This window comes from Kluyvera sichuanensis, assembly GCF_040930405.1.
In the GTDB taxonomy this organism is placed as follows: domain Bacteria; phylum Pseudomonadota; class Gammaproteobacteria; order Enterobacterales; family Enterobacteriaceae; genus Kluyvera; species Kluyvera sichuanensis.
Map to the genome: position 1 here is coordinate 1,341,410 of NZ_CP162271.1, position 18,364 is coordinate 1,359,773.

Below are 18,364 nucleotides of genomic sequence, written 5' to 3' on the forward strand. Positions count from 1 at the left end.
CGTCACTTAGAAACTCATTTTCGCTTCATTCAAAACAAAAGCACGGACCAAAAACACCATCTGGTTCAATCGTGCCCACTTTTGCTGTTTTAAGGAGAACGGTATGGCAACTGGCAACGTGCCACGAGGATTCCCACGAGTCCTGCAGTGGCTTCTTATCGCGCTGATGTTGATCGTCGGCCTGGCTATCGGGGCGCTGGGGGCGAAGCTCGCCAGCGTCGGCGGTTCCTGGTTCTTTGCCCTGATGGGGCTAGTGATGGTGGTGAGCGCCATTCTGATTGCCCGTCAGCGTCGCGGCGGGATCGTGCTGTACGCACTGGCGTTTATCGTGGCGGTCGTCTGGTCAATCAGCGACGCAGGCTGGGATTTCTGGCCGCTCTTCTCGCGCCTGTTTACCTTTGGCGTGCTGGCGTTTCTCTGTGCGCTGGTGTGGCCGTTTATGTCGCACGTTCAGCCCGCGAAAAAAGGCCCGGCCTTTGGCCTCGCCGCCGTGATTGCCGTTGTGCTGTTGGTGAGCATGGGCGGTATGTTCAAGCCGCAAACGCTGGTTTCCGCCACCGAAGCGGTGCCGGTTAAACCGGTGACGCCCGGCGATGAGCAGAAAAACTGGGAGCATTGGGGCAACACCACCCACGGCGACCGTTTTGCCGCGTTAGACCAGATCAATAAGCAGAACATCGATAAGCTCCAGGTGGCATGGGTTGCTCATACCGGCGATATTCCGCAAAGCAACGGCTCAGGTGCGGAAGATCAAAACACCCCGCTGCAGGTCGGCGACACCCTGTTCGTCTGCACCCCGTACAGCAAAGTACTGGCGCTGGACGTTGACTCGGGCAAAGAGAAATGGCGCTACGATTCGAAAGCCACTGCGCCTAACTGGCAGCGCTGCCGTGGTCTGGGATACTTTGAAGACCACTCGTCCGTTAACGCGCAGGCACCAGCAACTCAACCTGCCGCCTGCCCTCGTCGTCTGTTCCTGCCGACCACCGATGCGCGTCTTATCGCTATCAATGCCGATAACGGTAAAGTGTGCGACGACTTTGGCGACCACGGCGTGGTTGATCTGGGCATCGGGATGGGTGATATCAAGCCGGGCTACTATCAGCAGACCTCTACGCCATTAGTGGCGGGTAATGTGGTGATCGTGGGCGGCCGCGTGGCCGATAACTTCTCCACCGGCGAACCGCCGGGCGTAGTGCGCGCATACGATGTGCATAGCGGTAAACTCGCGTGGGCGTGGGACCCAGGTAACCCTAACCTGACCGGCCTGCCGCCAGAAGGGATGACCTATACGCGCGGTACGCCAAACGTCTGGTCCGCGATGTCTTACGACGCGAAACTGAACCTGGTCTATCTGCCGACCGGTAACGCCACGCCTGACTTCTGGGCCGGTGAACGTACCGCACTCGACGATAAGTACAGTTCCTCCATCGTGGCGGTAGATGCTACCACCGGTAAAGTGCGCTGGCACTATCAGACTACCCACCACGACCTGTGGGACTTTGATCTGCCGTCGCAGCCGCTGTTATACGACCTGCCAGATGGTAAAGGCGGCACCACGCCGGTGCTGGTCCAGACCAGCAAGCAGGGCATGATCTTTATGCTCAATCGCGAAACCGGTGAGCCGGTTGCCAAAGTCGAAGAACGTCCAGTTCCGGCAGGCAACGTGCCCGGCGAACGCTACTCGCCGACTCAGCCTTACTCCGTTGGCATGCCGATGATCGGCAACGAAACGCTGAAAGAGTCCGATATGTGGGGCGCTACGCCGGTTGACCTGCTGCTGTGCCGCATCCAGTTTAAAGAGATGCGTCATCAGGGTATCTTCACCCCACCTGGCGAAGACCGTTCCCTGCAGTATCCTGGCTCACTGGGCGGAATGAACTGGGGCAGCGTGTCGGTTGACCCGAACAACAGCCTGATGTTCGTCAACGATATGCGTCTGGGGCTGGCAAACTATATGGTGCCACGCGCCAATGTGGCGAAGAATGCCAGCGGTATCGAGATGGGGATTGTACCGATGGACGGTACACCGTACGGCGCCATGCGCGAGCGTTTCCTCTCGCCGCTGGGCATTCCGTGCCAGAAACCGCCGTTCGGCACCATGTCTGCGGTGGATCTGAAGTCAGGGAAAATCGTCTGGCAGGTACCGGTTGGTACGGTTGAAGATACCGGGCCGCTGGGGATCCGCATGCATATGCCAATTCCTATCGGGATGCCTACGCTTGGCGCGTCGCTCTCGACGCAGTCCGGCCTGCTGTTCTTCGCCGGTACTCAGGATTTCTATCTGCGTGCGTTTGATACCGCAACCGGGAAAGAGATCTGGAAAGACCGTCTGCCGGTTGGCAGTCAGTCTGGCCCAATGACCTATGTATCGCCGAAAACCGGCAAACAGTACATCGTCATTAACGCGGGTGGTGCGCGCCAGTCACCAGATCGCGGTGATTACATTATTGCCTACGCATTGCCGGACAGTCATTAAGCCGAATGTCCGTCACATATTCGGTGACGGAAACCGATGCCTCGCCACCTTTACGGTGACGAGGCTTTTTTATTTGCAGGTCGAATGGCTCTCGCTTAAAACGTTTCCCAGTTATCCGCACCTGCGGTAGCTACCGCCGGGCGAGCGGGGTTAAAGGTGGCCTTTACTGTCGCTTTGGCCGTTTCAACACGTTCACTAGACTGTAAGCGGAAGGTTCCAACTGCTTCGGTTAAGCGTGCCGCCTGTTCTTCCAGTGAAGCCGCCGCCGCAGAGGCTTCCTCCACCAGCGAGGCGTTTTGCTGAGTCACGTTATCCATCTCGGTGACCGCCTGGCTCACCTGCTGAATACCGCGATTCTGCTCGTCAGACGCAGCCGCAATCTCCAGCATGATATCGGTCACGCGTTTTACCGCATCCACAATATCGGTCATCGTGGTGCCCGCACGTACCACTTCGCCTGAGCCGCGTTCAATCAACGTCACTGATTCACTGATCAGCCCCTCAATCTCTTTTGCCGCCTGGGCGCTACGGCTTGCCAGCGTGCGCACTTCACTCGCTACCACCGCAAATCCGCGCCCCTGTTCACCCGCACGCGCCGCTTCCACCGCCGCGTTCAGCGCCAGAATGTTAGTCTGGAAGGCAATACTGTTGATGACCGAGGTTATCTCAGAAATTTTCTTCGAGCTGGTCGAAATGCTGCCCATCGTCGACACCACGCCGGAGACCAGTTGGCCGCCGCGCGTTGCTTTGCCCGACGCGTCCTCCGCCAGTTTGCTGGCATGATGGGCGTTCTCGGCATTCTGTTTCACCGTTGCGGCTAACTGCTCCATGCTGGCCGCCGTCTGTTCAATCGCCGCCGCCTGCTGCTCGGTTCGAGAAGAGAGATCGGTATTGCCGGCGGAGATTTCGCTAGTGCCGCGATAAATTTCTTCTGCTCCCTGACGCACGCTGCCCACGGTCTGCACCAGCGCGTGCTGCATTTTTTGCAGATGGCCGTTGAGCTGGCCAATCTCGCTGCGCCCTACCGGTTCATCCGGCATCGTCAGGTCACCATTGGCAATCTGCGCAATGCGCACGCCCGCGCGCTGCAACGGCAGGATCACCACGTTACGTAAGGTAGTAAAAGTGACGATGGTCATCAGCACCGCCAGCACAAATGCGCCGATCATAAATATCACGCCCAGGCGGGTACGATCGTGGGCCATCTCGGCAAGCTGGTTGGCACGAGCGGTACGAATAGTAATGACCTTATTGCGCACATCGTTGTACGCGTCGTCGAACGCGCGGGCCTGCTCGCTTTCATAGTTAATGATGGCTTCAAACATGCCGTTTTTGGCGTATTTCAGCATCGGCGCCATCCCTTCTAAATAGGCGCTGTAGCGCTGATTCATTTCGGCATCCAGCGCTTCGTCCGCCTGCGTTTTCACGCTGCGGTTGGCGTAGAGCTTAAACCCATCCTGAGAGCGTTTGATTCTGTCTTCTGCCGCCGCCAGGTTTTTCTTCATGCTCTCCATTTCAGCAATACGGCTGTCCGCACCGGCGTGAATCATCATGATACGGGCTTCGCGCAGATAGTTGGCGCTGTCGGAAAGCCCCACGCGCACCTGCAACTCCTGGGTAACGTCGCGCTGATCGTTATCGGCCTTCCACATAAAATAGCCCGCCAGCCCTGAACTCAGCGCGAACAGTACCAGAATGCCGCCCAGTACTGAGCCGAAAAACGGCACCAGACGGATATGATGTAAGAAGCCGACCTTTTGTGCGCGACGCGGCTGCGCGGATTTTTTTTCCATGAGTGACTCTCTTGTACTTGAGGTAAGTAATAGAGTCATCGGCCATTAGCGCTGATTTGTTATCAGCAATGGTGCAAAACGCAAGGCGGGTCACACTTCGGAGAACCAGCGGGACAATCCCGCTGGTTAGGGGGAGGATTATTTATCGCCGAAATGAATGACGGTACGGATAGATTTCCCTTCGTGCATCAGATCAAACGCTTCGTTGATCTGGTCTAACGGCAGACGGTGGGTAATAAACGGGTCGAGCTGAATTTTGCCCGCCATCGCCTCTTCCACCATGCCCGGCAGTTGGGTACGGCCTTTCACGCCGCCGAATGCTGAACCACGCCATACGCGACCGGTCACCAACTGGAATGGACGGGTTTTAATTTCCTGACCCGCACCGGCCACGCCGATGATAATGCTTTCGCCCCAGCCTTTATGGCAGCATTCCAGCGCCGAACGCATTACGTTGACGTTGCCAATACATTCGAAGCTGAAGTCCACACCGCCGTCGGTCAGTTCAACGATCACGTCCTGAATCGGCTTATCGTAGTCTTTCGGATTGATAAAGTCGGTTGCGCCCATTTCACGCGCCAGGGTGAATTTTTCCGGGTTCGTGTCCACGGCCAGAATGCGCCCGGCTTTTGCCTGTACCGCGCCCTGAATCACTGCCAGACCAATGCCGCCAAGGCCAAACACCGCCACGGTATCGCCCTCTTTCACTTTCGCCGTGTTGTGCACTGCGCCGATACCGGTGGTCACGCCGCAGCCCAGCAGGCAGACTTTATCCAGCGGCGCCTGCGGGTTCACCTTCGCCAGTGAGATCTCCGCACAGACGGTGTACTCGCTGAAGGTGCTGGTACCCATATAGTGATAAATCGGTTCGCCGTTGTAGGAGAAACGGGTGGTGCCATCCGGCATTAGCCCTTTCCCCTGAGTGGCGCGTACCGCCTGGCACAGGTTGGTTTTGCCCGATTTACAGAACTTACACTCGCCGCATTCTGCGGTATACAGTGGAATAACATGGTCGCCCGGCTTGAGGCTGCTTACCCCTTCGCCCACTTCAACGACCACGCCGCCGCCTTCATGGCCAAGCACCGCCGGGAACACGCCTTCAGGGTCATCCCCTGACAACGTGAATGCATCGGTATGGCAAACGCCGGTATGGGTGATTTTGACCAGCACTTCGCCTTTTTTCGGCGGCGCAACGTCAATTTCCACAATCTTCAGCGGCTGACCTGGGCCAAACGCAACTGCAGCACGTGATTTCATAACTCTCTTTTCCATTATGGGGATTATTTTAAATAGGACCGAAGCAGGTGACCGACCTCAGCCATGCGCACCGCCCGCTGATCCGGCGTGGTTTCACCGCTGACCAGTTCATCTTTAAGGTGCATTTCAACCATCTCGCCCATCAGGCCGTTAGAGGCCCCGCGAATCGAGGCAATCTGCTGCAGGATGGTCAGGCAGGAGTCACCCGATTCCAGCGCGCGTTCCAGCGCTTCAACCTGCCCTTTAATACGGCGCACTCGGCTTAATGCCCGTTTTTTGTCTTCGAGTGAATGCGGCATAGCTCCTCCGATAGTATAGGGGGGTATACTATCAATCTCATTGTGTTGATGTAAAATAAATGTTTTATTTTTTTCAAATGCGCGAAAGAGCATATCGCAAGCGGCGCGGGTTTACGCATCCAGAGCTCTAAGTTTAGACGTTTATTACGGGGATGTGATGGCCGGCCTGCGCCGTTATCGTGATGTGAAAAGGAATAAAACAGACTGGCCCGATAAGGGTTACCGGGCCAGGGAAGTTATCAGGACTGGAGCGTTGCCAGACGCGCGGCGAAGCCGACAAACACCAGGCCAATCAGGCTGTTACCGATTTTCGCCAGTTTTTTACGCGTTTTCACATAGCGCGTCACCAGCGAGCCAGAGACAATCAGGAAGCTCAGGTAGGTAAAGCTCACCAACTCCAGCGTCACCGCGAGAATAAAGAACGCCAGGCCCGGGGTTGTCGCGTGAACGTCAATAAACTGCACGAAGAATGACACGTAGAACAGGATCGCTTTCGGATTGGTGAGGCTCAGCGTTAACGCACGTTTGAAGATAGCGTGGCCCGGTTCCGCCGCTTCATCGTGTTCGGCATTTTGACGTTTCAGCGTACTGTAGAGCATCTTGCCGCCGAGATAGAGCAGATAAATGGCCCCCAGGTAGCGGACAATATTAAACAGCACCGGCGTGGTTTTAATCAGCGTGGCGACGCCCGCAAACGAAAGAGACATCAGAACGGCATCGCCAATAAACACTGCGAGCGCCGCCATATAGCCTTTGCGGATACCGTGCGACACGCCGGTCTTTAGCACGAAGAAGGTATTCGGCCCCGGCACCAGAATAATAAAGATGGCCCCGAGCAAATAGGTCCAGTAATTAAGTACACCAAAATCTGCGAACACCCTGTTCTCTCCACTCATACGTCAGACATAAGACTTATGGTAGCGCAGAGCCCAGGGAGTTGAAAGCGTGTTAACGCTTGCGCGGCATCATGCGTAGCAGCGTATTGTCCTTCCAGATATAGTGGTGCGCCAGCGCGGCAAGCGCATGCAGACCAATCAGCCAGTAGCCGAGGTTGGCGAGGAACACGTGATAGTGTTTAAGCGTATCGACGAGGTCGAAATTCCCCTCCGCCGCGTGCGGCATGGTGATACCAAACGCCAGCCACGGGTTACCACGGTTGTACATCATGATAAGACCAATTAGCGGCAGCGCGATAAACAGCAGGTAGATAGCCAGGTGCCCCAGATGGGCCATGCCGGTCATCATCGGTTTCGGCTTCGGCACGATTGGCGGCGCCGGACGTTTCAGGCGAATCAGCAGACGCGCCACCATCAGCACCAGTACGCTAATCCCGCAGGAGACGTGGATCATGTTAATAACCGGACGGTCGCTGCGGGGGAAAAATCCGCGTAACTCCATCGCCGCATAGGCCACCACCACCAGCAGAAAGACCAGCCAATGGATGGCAATTTGTAAGCGGGAATATTTATCGTTCATCGCCAAAATACTCTGAGAAGTAACATAAAAAAGCAAAATAGCCGCGATTCATTAAAATTTCATTAACTTTTTCAAATCGATACAAATTAAATTTTCGCGACAGCGTTGTCCTTCCCGGCGCGCTGAACTAAGCCTGGACAGGTGAAATACATAAACCACACTTATTCATTGAATCGATCTGACGTACGCGTATTGGGCTGACATCCCATCACTGACAGGAGAGCACCATGAGTAAAATTGGCATTAACGGGTTTGGGCGCATCGGTCGTCTGGTTCTGCGCCGTTTACTGGACGTATCCAGCAGTCATGAAGTGGTCGCGATTAACGATCTCACCTCCCCCAAAGTTCTGGCTTATCTATTAAAGCATGACTCCAACTATGGCCCGTTCCCGTGGAGCGTGGATTACAACGATAATGCGCTGATTGTGAATGGTAAAACCATCACCGTTTACGCCGAAAAAGAGGCGCAAAACATTCCCTGGACCGCCCAGGGCGCTGAACTGATTGTCGAATGCACCGGCTTCTACACCTCAACGGAAAAATCGCAGGCGCACATTGATGCCGGGGCGAAAAAAGTGCTGGTCTCCGCCCCTGCGGGCGACATGAAAACCCTCGTCTTTAACGTCAACGACGATACGCTGAACGCCAGCGATAAGATTATCTCCGTCGCCTCGTGCACCACCAACTGCCTGGCTCCAATGGCCAAAGCCCTTCACGATGCATTTGGCATTGAAGTCGGTACCATGACCACCATTCACGCCTACACCGGCACCCAGTCGCTGGTTGACGGCCCGCGCGGTAAGGATTTGCGCGCCTCACGTGCGGCCGCAGAGAACATCATTCCGCATACCACCGGGGCTGCCAAGGCCATTGGCCTGGTGATCCCGGCGCTGAGCGGCAAGCTGAAGGGCCATGCCCAGCGCGTGCCGACCAAAACCGGCTCGGTAACCGAGCTGGTCTCCATCCTGGGTAAGAAAGTGACCGCCGAGGAGGTCAACCAGGTGATGAAGAACGCGGCGCACAACAATGAATCTTTTGGCTATACCGAAGAGGAGATTGTCTCTTCCGATATCATCGGCACCCATTTCGGTTCCGTTTTCGATGCCACCCAAACCGAAGTGACCGAGGCGGGCGGCCTGCAGTTGGTTAAAACCGTCTCCTGGTACGATAACGAATATGGTTTTGTGACCCAACTGATTCGCGTGCTGGAAAAATTCGCCAAAATGTAACGCCTCTGGCGGGCGGCATCATGCCCCCGCCGTCTTCCCTGTCAAAAATGGTCGTCCGATTTTCGGTTGCTGGCGTTTTGCTCATCGCGGCACACTCCGCTGGCACACACAATCGGAGAACCTCATGAACTTCAACCAATTGCACCATCAAACTCATCCGCTGCTTATCGCTAACGTTTGGGACGTGCCCAGCGCGCTGGCGGCCCAAAACGCAGGGTATCAGGCGATGGGAACGTCCAGCGCCGCCATGGCGGCGATGTTGGGCTACGCCGACGGCGAAGGTCTTCCTTTTGCCGAACTACGCTATCTCGTCAGCCGTATTCGCGCCTGTACGTCATTACCACTCAGCGTGGATATGGAAGCTGGCTATGCTGACTGCGTCGATGGCATTGTGGAGAATTTGCTGCAACTGAGAGCACTTGGCGTGGTAGGCGTGAATCTGGAAGACAGCCGGGTTCACAACGGTGTACGACGCCTGATAGATACTGACTGTTTCGCTCATCAACTGCGAGAGATCCACAAAGCGCTCAACGCCAGTGGCTGCCCGCTCTTTTTAAACGTGCGTACCGATGCCTTTCTGCTCGGTGAACTTGATGCACTACAAGTGACACTGTCACGAATTACTCGCTATGCGGCAAACGGTGCCGACGGGCTGTTTGTGCCGTGCGTCCACCGTTTGCAGGATATTGCCGCGCTTGCCCAGCGAACCACCCTACCGCTGAACGTGATGGCGGTTCCCGACCTGGCCGATTTCGCCACGCTGGCAGAACTTGGAGTACGTCGCATTTCAATGGGTAATGCGGTACATAGTGCAATACAAACCCAGCTAAACGATCTACTGTTAACCCTTCGCCATCAGCCGTCCTTTGCAGGAGTCTTCGACGATGAAAGTCACCGATAGTGCCCAGTGCGACACCTGGTACCAGGCACTGCTAGCGCGGGCGTCGGAGTATACCGGCGTTTTCTACGTCGGGGTAAAAACCACCGGGGTGTTCTGTATTTCGGTGTGCCGCGCACGAAAACCGAAGCGTGAAAACGTGGAGTTTTACCGTGATTTCAAGTCGGCGCTGGACGCAGGCTTTCGCCCCTGCAAGGTATGCCGCCCTACCGAAAATGCCTGCAGCGCACCGGATTTTATCGAGCAGGCGCTGGCTCTGGTGCGGCAAACGCCGAAAGCGCGCGTCAGCGATACTCAGCTTCGTGAACACCACCTCAGCCCGGAGCGCGTCCGACGCTGGTTTTTGCACCACCACGGCATCACCTTTCAGGCGTTCCAGCGGATGCAGCGGGTTAACGTTGCCCTGCAGGAGTTGAAAAGCGGGCGCAGCGCCACGGATGTGGCTTTTGATAGCGGCTACGAGTCGCTTAGCGGCTTCGGCTATACCTATAAAAAGCTCACCGGCCACTCTCCGGCAACGGTCCAGCAATCGCTGTTGATTCACCGCTTTACCACGCCGATTGGGCCGATGTTCGTCTGCGCCAGCGAACGTGGGGTGTGCCTACTTGAGTTTGTCGACCGCCGCATGCTGGAGACCGAATTTAGCGACATTCAGCGCCTGCTGAATGCCCGCATTATCGCCGGGCAAAATAATCATACCCGACAGGCTGAAAAAGAGATTAGCGAGTATTTTGCCGGACAGCGTCAGCGCTTTACCCTGGCGCTGGATACTCCCGGCAGCGACTTTCAACGCCGCGTCTGGCAGGCATTGTGTTTGCTCCCCTGCGGTGAAACCACCCACTATCAGGCGCTGGCCGAAACGCTCAACCAACCGACCGCCGCCCGTGCCGTTGCGGCGGCATTGCCCGTAAAGCCTGGCTACAGGAACACGAGGCAAAAATAGCCCGCGTGGAGAGATAATCCGCGCGACATCAAACCGATTGAGGATGCCATGAACGCAACGCCCAAGGATCTATTACTAACACGGATGGCCCAGGCAGCCCGCACGTCCACCACTTTCCCCCTCTGGCCCGGCGGCGATGCGCCGGGTGCCAGCACCAGTACCGTAACGCCGGTGCTGGAAAGCGACCACACCGGCAGCAGCGCGTGGGATCGCGCAGTCACCGGCGTTCGTGCACCGCAGATAACGGTGTTTCAGCCAGACAATCCCAACGGCGTGGGGATTCTGGTGACGCCTGGCGGTTCCTATCAGCGCGTGGTGCTGGATAAAGAAGGCACGGCGCTCGCCCCCGACTTTACCGCTCAAGGCTATACGCTATTCGTGATGACCTACCGCATGCCGGGAGACGGTCACCAGGAGGGTGCCAATGCCCCGCTGGCGGACGTTCAGCGCGCCATACGAACCCTCCGCAGCCAGGCCGCACGCTGGCAGATTTCGCCTGACAAAATCGGCGTTCTCGGTTTCTCCTCTGGCGGGCACGTGGCGGCAAGCCTGGGGACGCGCTATCTGGAGAAGGCCTATCCGCCGCTGGACGAGATTGATGAGATTTCTGCCCGCCCTGATTTTATGGCGCTGGTCTATCCCGTTATCAGCATGGACGAGGGGTTCGGCCACCCTGGTTCGCGCCGTGCATTGCTTGGCGATACGCCAGACCCGACCCAGCGTGCGCATTACTCACTGGAAAAACGCGTCGACCGTCAGGTGCCGCCGACCTTTTTGCTGCATGCGGTTGACGATCCGGCGGTGAAGGTGGAAAACAGTCTGGCGCTGTTTAATGCGCTGCACGCGCAGCAGGTGCCGGTAGAGATGCATCTGTTTGAACAGGGGCGACACGGGTTTGGTATTCGTGATGCCGAGGGGTTACCGGTGGCGGTGTGGCCACGGTTGATGATGAACTGGATTGCGACGAAGGTTTAGCGCGGTGAGATCCCGGCGTCGCGTTGCTCGGCCGAGCAACGCGACGCCGGGAATAGCACTTAGCCCTGCGTTTGCAAATAGACCATCTGCGTTTGCAGGTATTCATTCAGCCCATGCTTACCGTCCGCCCCGCCGATGCCGGACTTACGCCAGCCCGCATGGAAACCCTGCATCGCTTCAAAGTTCTCGCGGTTGATATAGGTTTCGCCAAACTTGAGGCCGCGCACGGCTTTCATCGCCTGGTTGAGGTCGCGGGTATAGACCGATGAGGTCAGGCCGTAGTCGCTGTCGTTCGCCATTTTCAGCGCCTCATCCAGCGTATCGAACATCACTACCGGCAGCACCGGGCCGAAGGTCTCTTCGTGCATGATGCTCATCTCCTGGCGCACATCCAGCAGCAGCGTTGGTGGGTAGAAATAACCGGCACCTTCTACCGCTTTACCACCTAACACCACCTTCGCGCCCTGAGCGACGGCTTTCGCCACTTTCTGCTCTACGCGCTCCAGCGCGGCAGCGTTAATCAACGGCCCCATCGCAATATCGTTGCGTTTTGCCGGGTCGCCAAAGGCCACGGCCTTCATCGCTTCACCCAGTTTATTGACGAAGCTATCGTAAATCCCTTTCTGCACATAGACGCGCTCGGCGCAGTTACACACCTGCCCGGTGTTAATCACGCGCGAGTCGACAATCGCTTTCACCGCCAGCTCAAGATCGGCATCATCCAGCACAATCGCCGGTGCTTTACCGCCCAGTTCAAGTCCCACTTTGGTGATATTTTTTGCCGCCGCCGCCATGATTTTCTCACCCGCGGCCACGCTGCCGGTCATGCTGACCATCGCCACCTTCGGGTTACCCGCCAGCTCCTGGCCCACGGTTTCCCCGCGCCCCAGCACCAGGTTGAAAACGCCTTTCGGCAGGCCAATTTTATGAACAATTTCAGCAAAGGCGATGGCGTTATTCGGCGTAAACTCGCTTGGTTTGATAACGATGGTATTGCCGGTAATCAGCGCGGGTGCCATCTTGCGGGCAATCAGGAAGAACGGGAAGTTCCACGGCAGAATCCCGGTGGTCACCCCCAGCGCACGTTTAAAGACAAAGATATTTTCACCGGGGCGATCGCTTTGCAGGATCTCCCCTTCGTAACGACGCGCCCACTCGGCCATGTACTCGATATAGTCAGCGGTGAAACCCACCTCAACCTCGGCCAGCTGTTGAATTTTGCCACCTTCGGCAACAATCATCTGGCTAATCTCCGCCGCGCGTTCGCGAATGCCTGCGGCAATTTTACGCAGCCATCCGGCACGTTCAATCGCTGGCAGCGCTTCCCAGGCTGGCTGCGCGCGCTCAGCGGCATCAATCGCTTGCTTAGCGTGCTCGGCATCGCCATCAGGAATACGGGAAAGACACGCTTCGGTTGCCGGGTTAATCACATCAATCCAGCTATCGCCCTGCCAGCTGACGAACTGACCATCGATATACATCGGGTGTTGTACGGGTGACGTCATGAGCTGCTCCTGTCTGTGTTAGGTCGTTAACAAGTAAAAATATTGTTAAATACATATACACTTTGGCAACTTTTCCAACCGATTATGTCTGTTTCTGTGAAGCCGCGCGAAAAGATAGCCCGCTAATTTTTCGCATCTCCAATGCTGATTGAACCACGGTTTATCACGCAGGCGCTATTATTGAATATATTGTCTTCTTATTTTGGTTTTACCGAGTTCAATCATGCATAAAATCCCGGGCATACTGGCATTTACGTCGGCGTTGCTGCCTGCCACTTTCAGCTTTGCTGATGAGATTAATCTCTACTCCGTTAATACCGGTTCGTTTGTCTACCACCTGACGGGTAACCATGGGCAATATACTGAAGAATTCGACAACAACTATTTTTCCGTCGAACGTAAATTTTCCGAGGATTCGAAATATAGCCTGCTGGTCGGGACGATGAAAAACAGCTTTGATGACCGATGTTTTTCGATAGGCGTACGCCGCGACTGGTTGAAAGGTAGTGGCCCCACCGAGGGTTGGACGTTTAAAGGCGTTTACGCCTATACGGGCGAATTCTTTTTTGATGCCTTCAGCCACTGTGGGGATTCCGGCACCTATCATACGGCGAAAAAAATCACTGGCGTGGGATTCTCACCCTATATCTACCATGGGCTGCAATATAACTTCACCGACTATTTCGGCATCGAAAGTGGCATCATTTTACCGTCGATTTTTGTCATTACCATGCAGTGGAGTTTTCGTTAAACCGGCCGCTCCGGCGGCCAGGCATCTCTTATCCCAGCGTACGGCTAGCTAATATCTGTTGAAGCAGAGGATCGGCACAAAGTTGCGCCCAGGCCGTCTCCACTTCAACGGGAATATCGACGTGTGCAATAAAATCCTTACCTCGCGGCCCATAGCCCTGAGCATCATCGCGAAGGCGTGGAACTTCACCGAGCAGCAGCGACAAATAGCGCGCTACCGGCCATAGCCCCACTTCTGCCTGACGATAGCCAACACCTTCCGACGTGTTAATCAGTTCTGGTACATAGCCCGGGTAGCTTAACCAGCGCGGAGCGTTGTCCACACCCTGCCAGACACGGGTAAAGGTCGCCATCGTGCGGCGCTGCATAGTTGGGTCCTGCACCACCGTCACGGTCTGCGGACGAATACCTCTCTCTTCCATTACCCGGCGTGTAAACCAGGCGTTCTCACCGCAGTTCGTTGACTGGTCTTCCACCACAATGCGCTCCCGAGGGATCTGCCAGAAACGGTGGGCAATTTCCGCCAGCAGCGTCGCCTCGGCTTCACCATCGCAGCTAAGGCTTTGATAGCGCGGGTGCTGGGCGATGGCCTCGTAGAGGAAATTTGTCGAATGACCAATACCGCCGCTTATCAGCAGCGAACCGCCGTACTCGCTCACCAAGTGACAGGCCGCCTCAATGGTTGGCATCACGGCATTCCCCGCCATGACCACCCACTGCGTTTGTGAAGCCTGCGGCGGCGCAGCAAAATCATTTTGCGCCAGCCAACGCCCCAGCACGTTGGCAGCGTTCAGCGTTTCCTGTGGTAAGTTTGACACGTTCATCACCTGCTCTACTCCCTTCATTTCCACCATTTTGTAACAATCCTGAAATAACCAGAAACGTCTAAAAACAACAGGGTTGCACCTGAATAAAACGCTATTTAAAAGATATTTTTCAGCATTTAAATCTACCAACTAACAAACCTAAAGTTAAAACGAACAGAAATGGTTCTCATTTTTGCTCGCAAATTTCAATAACACGCTTGCCAAAGATAACACTCATATCTAAGTTGCTTAACAAACACACAACCTTTTTCACAATCCAGGTTGCACCATTCAAACAAAAAAGGTGACACCTGATTTTAACCCAATGTGGCGGGAGTTATTCTTCATGACAATACAAGAAAGTAGCACCACGATCCTGAAAAAGAATAAGAGGGTCCTGATTGCGAGCCTGACCGGCAGTTCCATTGAATGGTTTGACTATTTTTTATACGGAACAGCAGCCGCACTGGTGTTCAATAAAATCTTTTTCCCGATGGTTGACCCGGTCATCGGCCTGATTCTCTCCTACCTCTCCTTCTCGCTCACTTTCTTTATCCGCCCGATTGGCGGCGTGATCTTTGCCCACATTGGTGACCGTATCGGTCGTAAAAAAACGCTGGTATTAACCCTGTCGCTGATGGGGAGTGCAACCGTGATGATTGGCCTGCTGCCGACCTATGACATGATTGGCATCTGGGCACCGATTTTACTCATTCTGATGCGTATTATTCAGGGGATTGGTATCGGTGGCGAATGGGGTGGCGCGCTGCTGCTGGCCTATGAATACGCGCCGGAAAAACGTAAGGGCTTCTTCGGCAGTATTCCGCAGGCAGGCGTGACAATTGGGATGCTGATGGCGACCTTTATCGTCTCGCTGATGACCCTGTTCAGCGAAGAACAGTTCCTCTCCTGGGGCTGGCGCATTCCGTTTTTGATGAGCGCAGCACTGGTGCTGGTTGGCCTGTGGATCCGTAAAGATATCGACGAAACGCCGGAATTCAAGAAGGTGAAAGAGTCGGGTAAAGTCGCTAAAGCGCCGCTGCGCGAAACGCTGACCAATCACTGGCGCGAAGTGATTATCGCAGCGGGTCTGAAGGTGGTAGAAACTGCACCGTTCTATATCTTCTCCACCTTCGTCGTGAGTTACGCCACCACTACCCTGACCTACCAGAAGTCACAGGTGCTGGAAGCCGTAACGCTCGGCGCACTGGTTTCGACAGTGATGATCCCATTGATGGGCCTGCTCTCCGATAAGATTGGCCGTCAGCGGATGTACGCGATTAGCGTCGTGCTGCTGGGTCTGTTTATCGTGCCGTGGTTCCTGCTGCTCAACACCGGCACCACCTGGGGGATCACCCTCGCCACCGTAATCACCTTCGGGATTTTATGGTCACCGATTACCGCCGTGCTGGGTACGCTGTGTTCGGAAATCTTTAGCGCCAACGTACGCTATACCGGTATCACGCTGGGCTATCAAATTGGCGCTGCGCTGGCAGGCGGCACCGCGCCGCTGATTGCGACCGGTCTGCTGGCAAAATACAACGGCGATTGGGTTCCCGTTGCCTGGTATCTGGCAACGACGGTGGCAATTTCTCTGACGGCGATTTTCTTTGCCAGTCGTCGGAAAAATCACGCGGCTTCGGTAAACGCGCAAACCAGTCAGATTTAACCCGTAGCCCGGACGAGGCGTGTTAACGCCGACTCCGGGTGTTTTCCCGGCGGCGCTTCGCTTGGCCGGGCTACAGAAACACTCACATAGCAAACAAACAATCACCTTCCGATAACATTTATTTTTCACATTCACTTGAATTATGGTTTTCGGCGAACGTAGAATCATTAGAGCTCTAATGATTCTGAACAGACCGCCAATGGATAACCGTCAGCTTAATTTTTCTCATCTCCTCTATCTCACCGCCCACCACTGGCGGCTGGCGGTAAACCGTCGGCTGAAAGATCTGGGTATGAGTCAGGCCACATGGGTCGCCGTGGCCAGCATTGCGCGCAACGAACAGCCGCTATCGCAAGCTGAGCTGGCTCAGGAGTTGGGCGTGGAAAGCGCCACCGTGGTGCCGCTGATTAACAAACTGGTCGAGGCCAGGCTGGTCGAGCGAGTGATGACCGATCGCGATAAACGTAAGCGGCTGCTGGTCGCCACGCCAAAAGGACTTGAGCTTTATCATCAGGTGAAAGCCGTGGCGGATGAACTACGTGAAGAAATTCTGACGGTGATTACCCCGGAAGAACAAGAGATAACCCGCAACGTACTGACCCGACTGCTGCGCGAAGTGGAGAAGAAATAATGGCTCCACCGCGTCGTGACCCCTATGCCCCGCACGACTGGGCACCACACGAAAAACCGGCGATCCTCGGCTCACCATCAACGCCTATTCACAGCGCACCGAAACGGGTGGCCTACGGCATCGTCGGCCTACTGGTCTGCCTCACCGGCGCGCTAGGCAACGCGGTGGTGACCGCCAATCTACAAAACCTACAGGGTTCGTTTGCCGCCTGGTCGACGGAGATTGCCTGGCTGCCTGCCGTGTACGTCATGACCAACGTCTCGATTAACCTACTGTTGGTGAAATTCCGTCAGCAGTTTGGCCTGCGGGCGTTTACAGAAGGCTTTCTGGTGCTCTACGTGCTGGTCACCTTCTTCCACCTGTTCGTCAATGACCTCAGTTCGGCGCTGATGGTGCGCGCCGCCCACGGCATGGTGGCCGCAGCGCTCAGTTCGCTCGGGATCTATTATCAGGTGCAGGCCTGGCCGGCGAAACACCGCCTGAAGGCGTTGACCATTGGGATTACCGGCTCGTCGTTGGCGATCCCCATCGCCCGCCTGTTCTCCACCGAACTGCTGCAAATCGATGAATGGCGCGGGCTTTATTTCTTCGAGCTGGGGTTAGCGCTGGTATCGCTGGCCTGCGTTATCGCCCTCAAGCTGCCGCCGAGCGATCGCAAAAAAGTATTCGAGAAGAAAGATTTTATTACCTTTATTCTACTGGCTCCCGGCATGGCACTGATTTGCGCCGTGCTATCGCTGGGCCGTCTGGACTGGTGGTTTGAAGCGCCATGGATAGGCTGGTCGCTGGCAGCGGCGGTGGTGCTGATTGTGTCCGCCATTATCTTTGAACATAACCGCACCAACCCGCTGCTCAATACCCGCTGGCTCTCCAGCGGCAGTATTTTGCGCCTGGGGCTGATTATGGTGCTGATCCGCATCGTGCTGGCGGAGCAGAACACCGGCGTGATCGGCTGGCTTCAGTATGTAGGACTGCAAAACGAGCAGATGACGACGCTGGCCTGGTCCATTTTTGCCGGTATTACCTGCGGGATTATCGCCAGTTGCCTGACGCTCAACCCGCGCCGCCTGTACTGGCCGACCGCCACGGCGTTAACGCTCATCATGATAGCCTCGCTGCTGGATAGCCAGTCCACCAGCCTGACGCGCCCGGACCAGTTGATGTTCAGCCAGTTCCTGCTTGGTTTTGGCAGCGCCTTCTTCCTCGCACCCGCCATGCTCGCCGGTATCGGCGGGGTGATTGCCGATCAGCGCAATCTGGTGAGTTTTTCGGTGCTGTTTGGCATGAGCCAGAACATTGGCGGGCTGCTCGGTTCAGCGATCCTCGGCACCTTCCAGACCTGGCGTGAGAAGTTTCACTCCAGCCAGCTTGCCGACCAAATAACCACCCTCAATCCGCTGATTAACGAGCGGCTGCAGCTTTACGCCCAGCAGTATCAGAGCCAGCTTGGCGATAGCGCGCTATTGAACGTTCAGGCCAGTACCGTGCTGCAAAACCTCTCCACGCTGGAGGCCAATATTCTCGCCTACAATGACACGTATCTGCTAACAGCGGCCATTTCCGCCGCCACGCTGCTGTGGGTGTTCTGGCGATTATTAAGATTGCGTATTACCGCCCATATCGCGCTGAAACGTGCGACGGGAAGCAAATAACA

Annotated in this window: 15 protein-coding genes and 1 pseudogene; 9 read left to right on the forward strand and 7 right to left on the reverse strand. The window is 55.8% G+C overall.

Annotated features, from left to right (window positions below; genetic code table 11):
* The first annotated feature begins 103 nt into the window (after positions 1-103).
* Complete coding sequence (locus AB2B48_RS06670) at positions 104-2,479, forward strand: glucose/quinate/shikimate family membrane-bound PQQ-dependent dehydrogenase (RefSeq protein WP_368301223.1); 2,376 nt, start codon at positions 104-106, stop codon at positions 2,477-2,479.
* A 95-nt stretch (positions 2,480-2,574) separates the two neighbouring features.
* Here the strand turns inward: AB2B48_RS06670 and AB2B48_RS06675 are convergent, their stop codons facing one another.
* From AB2B48_RS06675 to cybB, 5 genes are all read right to left on the reverse strand, one after another.
* Positions 2,575-4,272, reverse strand: coding sequence for a methyl-accepting chemotaxis protein (locus tag AB2B48_RS06675; protein ID WP_368301225.1), 1,698 nt, complete (start codon positions 4,270-4,272; stop codon positions 2,575-2,577).
* A gap of 138 nt (positions 4,273-4,410) precedes the next feature.
* Entirely contained in the window at positions 4,411-5,529 is a 1,119-nt protein-coding gene (locus AB2B48_RS06680; protein ID WP_368301227.1) for an S-(hydroxymethyl)glutathione dehydrogenase/class III alcohol dehydrogenase, read from the reverse strand.
* Positions 5,530-5,552: 23 nt separating this feature from the next.
* Entirely contained in the window at positions 5,553-5,828 is a 276-nt protein-coding gene (locus tag AB2B48_RS06685; protein WP_368301229.1) for a metal/formaldehyde-sensitive transcriptional repressor, read from the reverse strand.
* A gap of 239 nt (positions 5,829-6,067) precedes the next feature.
* A complete protein-coding gene (leuE, locus tag AB2B48_RS06690; protein WP_185668688.1) occupies positions 6,068-6,706 on the reverse strand; it encodes a leucine efflux protein LeuE in 639 nt (212 codons plus the stop codon).
* 70 nt (positions 6,707-6,776) lie between these two features.
* Positions 6,777-7,304, reverse strand: a complete 528-nt coding sequence (gene cybB / locus AB2B48_RS06695; RefSeq protein ID WP_220440632.1) for a cytochrome b561 — start codon at positions 7,302-7,304, stop codon at positions 6,777-6,779.
* A gap of 227 nt (positions 7,305-7,531) precedes the next feature.
* On the opposite strand from cybB, the gene gap reads away from it, so the two are divergent.
* The 4 genes and pseudogenes from gap to AB2B48_RS06715 all read left to right on the forward strand — a co-directional run bounded on the left by gap (position 7,532) and on the right by AB2B48_RS06715 (position 11,349).
* On the forward strand, positions 7,532-8,533 hold the full coding sequence (gene gap / locus AB2B48_RS06700; RefSeq protein WP_368301231.1) for a type I glyceraldehyde-3-phosphate dehydrogenase: 1,002 nt from the start codon (positions 7,532-7,534) through the stop codon (positions 8,531-8,533).
* 124 nt (positions 8,534-8,657) lie between these two features.
* Positions 8,658-9,434 (forward strand): isocitrate lyase/PEP mutase family protein, encoded by a 777-nt coding sequence (locus tag AB2B48_RS06705; RefSeq protein ID WP_368301233.1) that lies wholly within the window; start codon positions 8,658-8,660, stop codon positions 9,432-9,434.
* Positions 9,418-10,391, forward strand: a pseudogene (locus tag AB2B48_RS06710) (bifunctional transcriptional activator/DNA repair enzyme AdaA). Before AB2B48_RS06705 ends, AB2B48_RS06710 begins: the two are co-directional and overlap by 17 nt.
* A 31-nt stretch (positions 10,392-10,422) precedes the next feature.
* A complete protein-coding gene (locus AB2B48_RS06715; RefSeq protein WP_368301235.1) occupies positions 10,423-11,349 on the forward strand; it encodes an alpha/beta hydrolase in 927 nt (308 codons plus the stop codon).
* Positions 11,350-11,408: 59 nt separating this feature from the next.
* On the opposite strand, the gene aldA is transcribed toward AB2B48_RS06715, so the two are convergent.
* Positions 11,409-12,854, reverse strand: a complete 1,446-nt coding sequence (gene aldA / locus AB2B48_RS06720) for an aldehyde dehydrogenase (RefSeq protein ID WP_333010325.1) — start codon at positions 12,852-12,854, stop codon at positions 11,409-11,411.
* Between the two features lie 223 nt (positions 12,855-13,077).
* Between aldA and AB2B48_RS06725 the strand changes: the two genes are divergently transcribed.
* Positions 13,078-13,605 (forward strand): hypothetical protein, encoded by a 528-nt coding sequence (locus AB2B48_RS06725; protein WP_368301237.1) that lies wholly within the window; start codon positions 13,078-13,080, stop codon positions 13,603-13,605.
* Between the two features lie 28 nt (positions 13,606-13,633).
* Here the strand turns inward: AB2B48_RS06725 and AB2B48_RS06730 are convergent, their stop codons facing one another.
* Positions 13,634-14,428: a YdcF family protein gene (locus AB2B48_RS06730; protein WP_368301928.1), complete on the reverse strand. Its 795-nt coding sequence runs from the start codon at positions 14,426-14,428 to the stop codon at positions 13,634-13,636.
* Positions 14,429-14,756: 328 nt separating this feature from the next.
* Here AB2B48_RS06730 and AB2B48_RS06735 point away from each other — a divergent pair, with 328 nt between their 5' ends.
* The 3 genes from AB2B48_RS06735 to AB2B48_RS06745 all read left to right on the forward strand — a co-directional run bounded on the left by AB2B48_RS06735 (position 14,757) and on the right by AB2B48_RS06745 (position 18,362).
* A complete protein-coding gene (locus tag AB2B48_RS06735; RefSeq protein ID WP_185668682.1) occupies positions 14,757-16,079 on the forward strand; it encodes an MFS transporter in 1,323 nt (440 codons plus the stop codon).
* A gap of 199 nt (positions 16,080-16,278) precedes the next feature.
* Positions 16,279-16,710, forward strand: a complete 432-nt coding sequence (locus AB2B48_RS06740) for a MarR family winged helix-turn-helix transcriptional regulator (protein ID WP_368301929.1) — start codon at positions 16,279-16,281, stop codon at positions 16,708-16,710.
* The gene (locus AB2B48_RS06745) at positions 16,710-18,362 is read left to right on the forward strand and encodes an MFS transporter (RefSeq protein WP_185668681.1); all 1,653 of its coding nucleotides are present in this window, start codon (positions 16,710-16,712) and stop codon (positions 18,360-18,362) included. The genes AB2B48_RS06740 and AB2B48_RS06745 overlap by 1 nt, the downstream gene beginning before the upstream one ends.
* Positions 18,363-18,364: the final 2 nt, after the last annotated feature.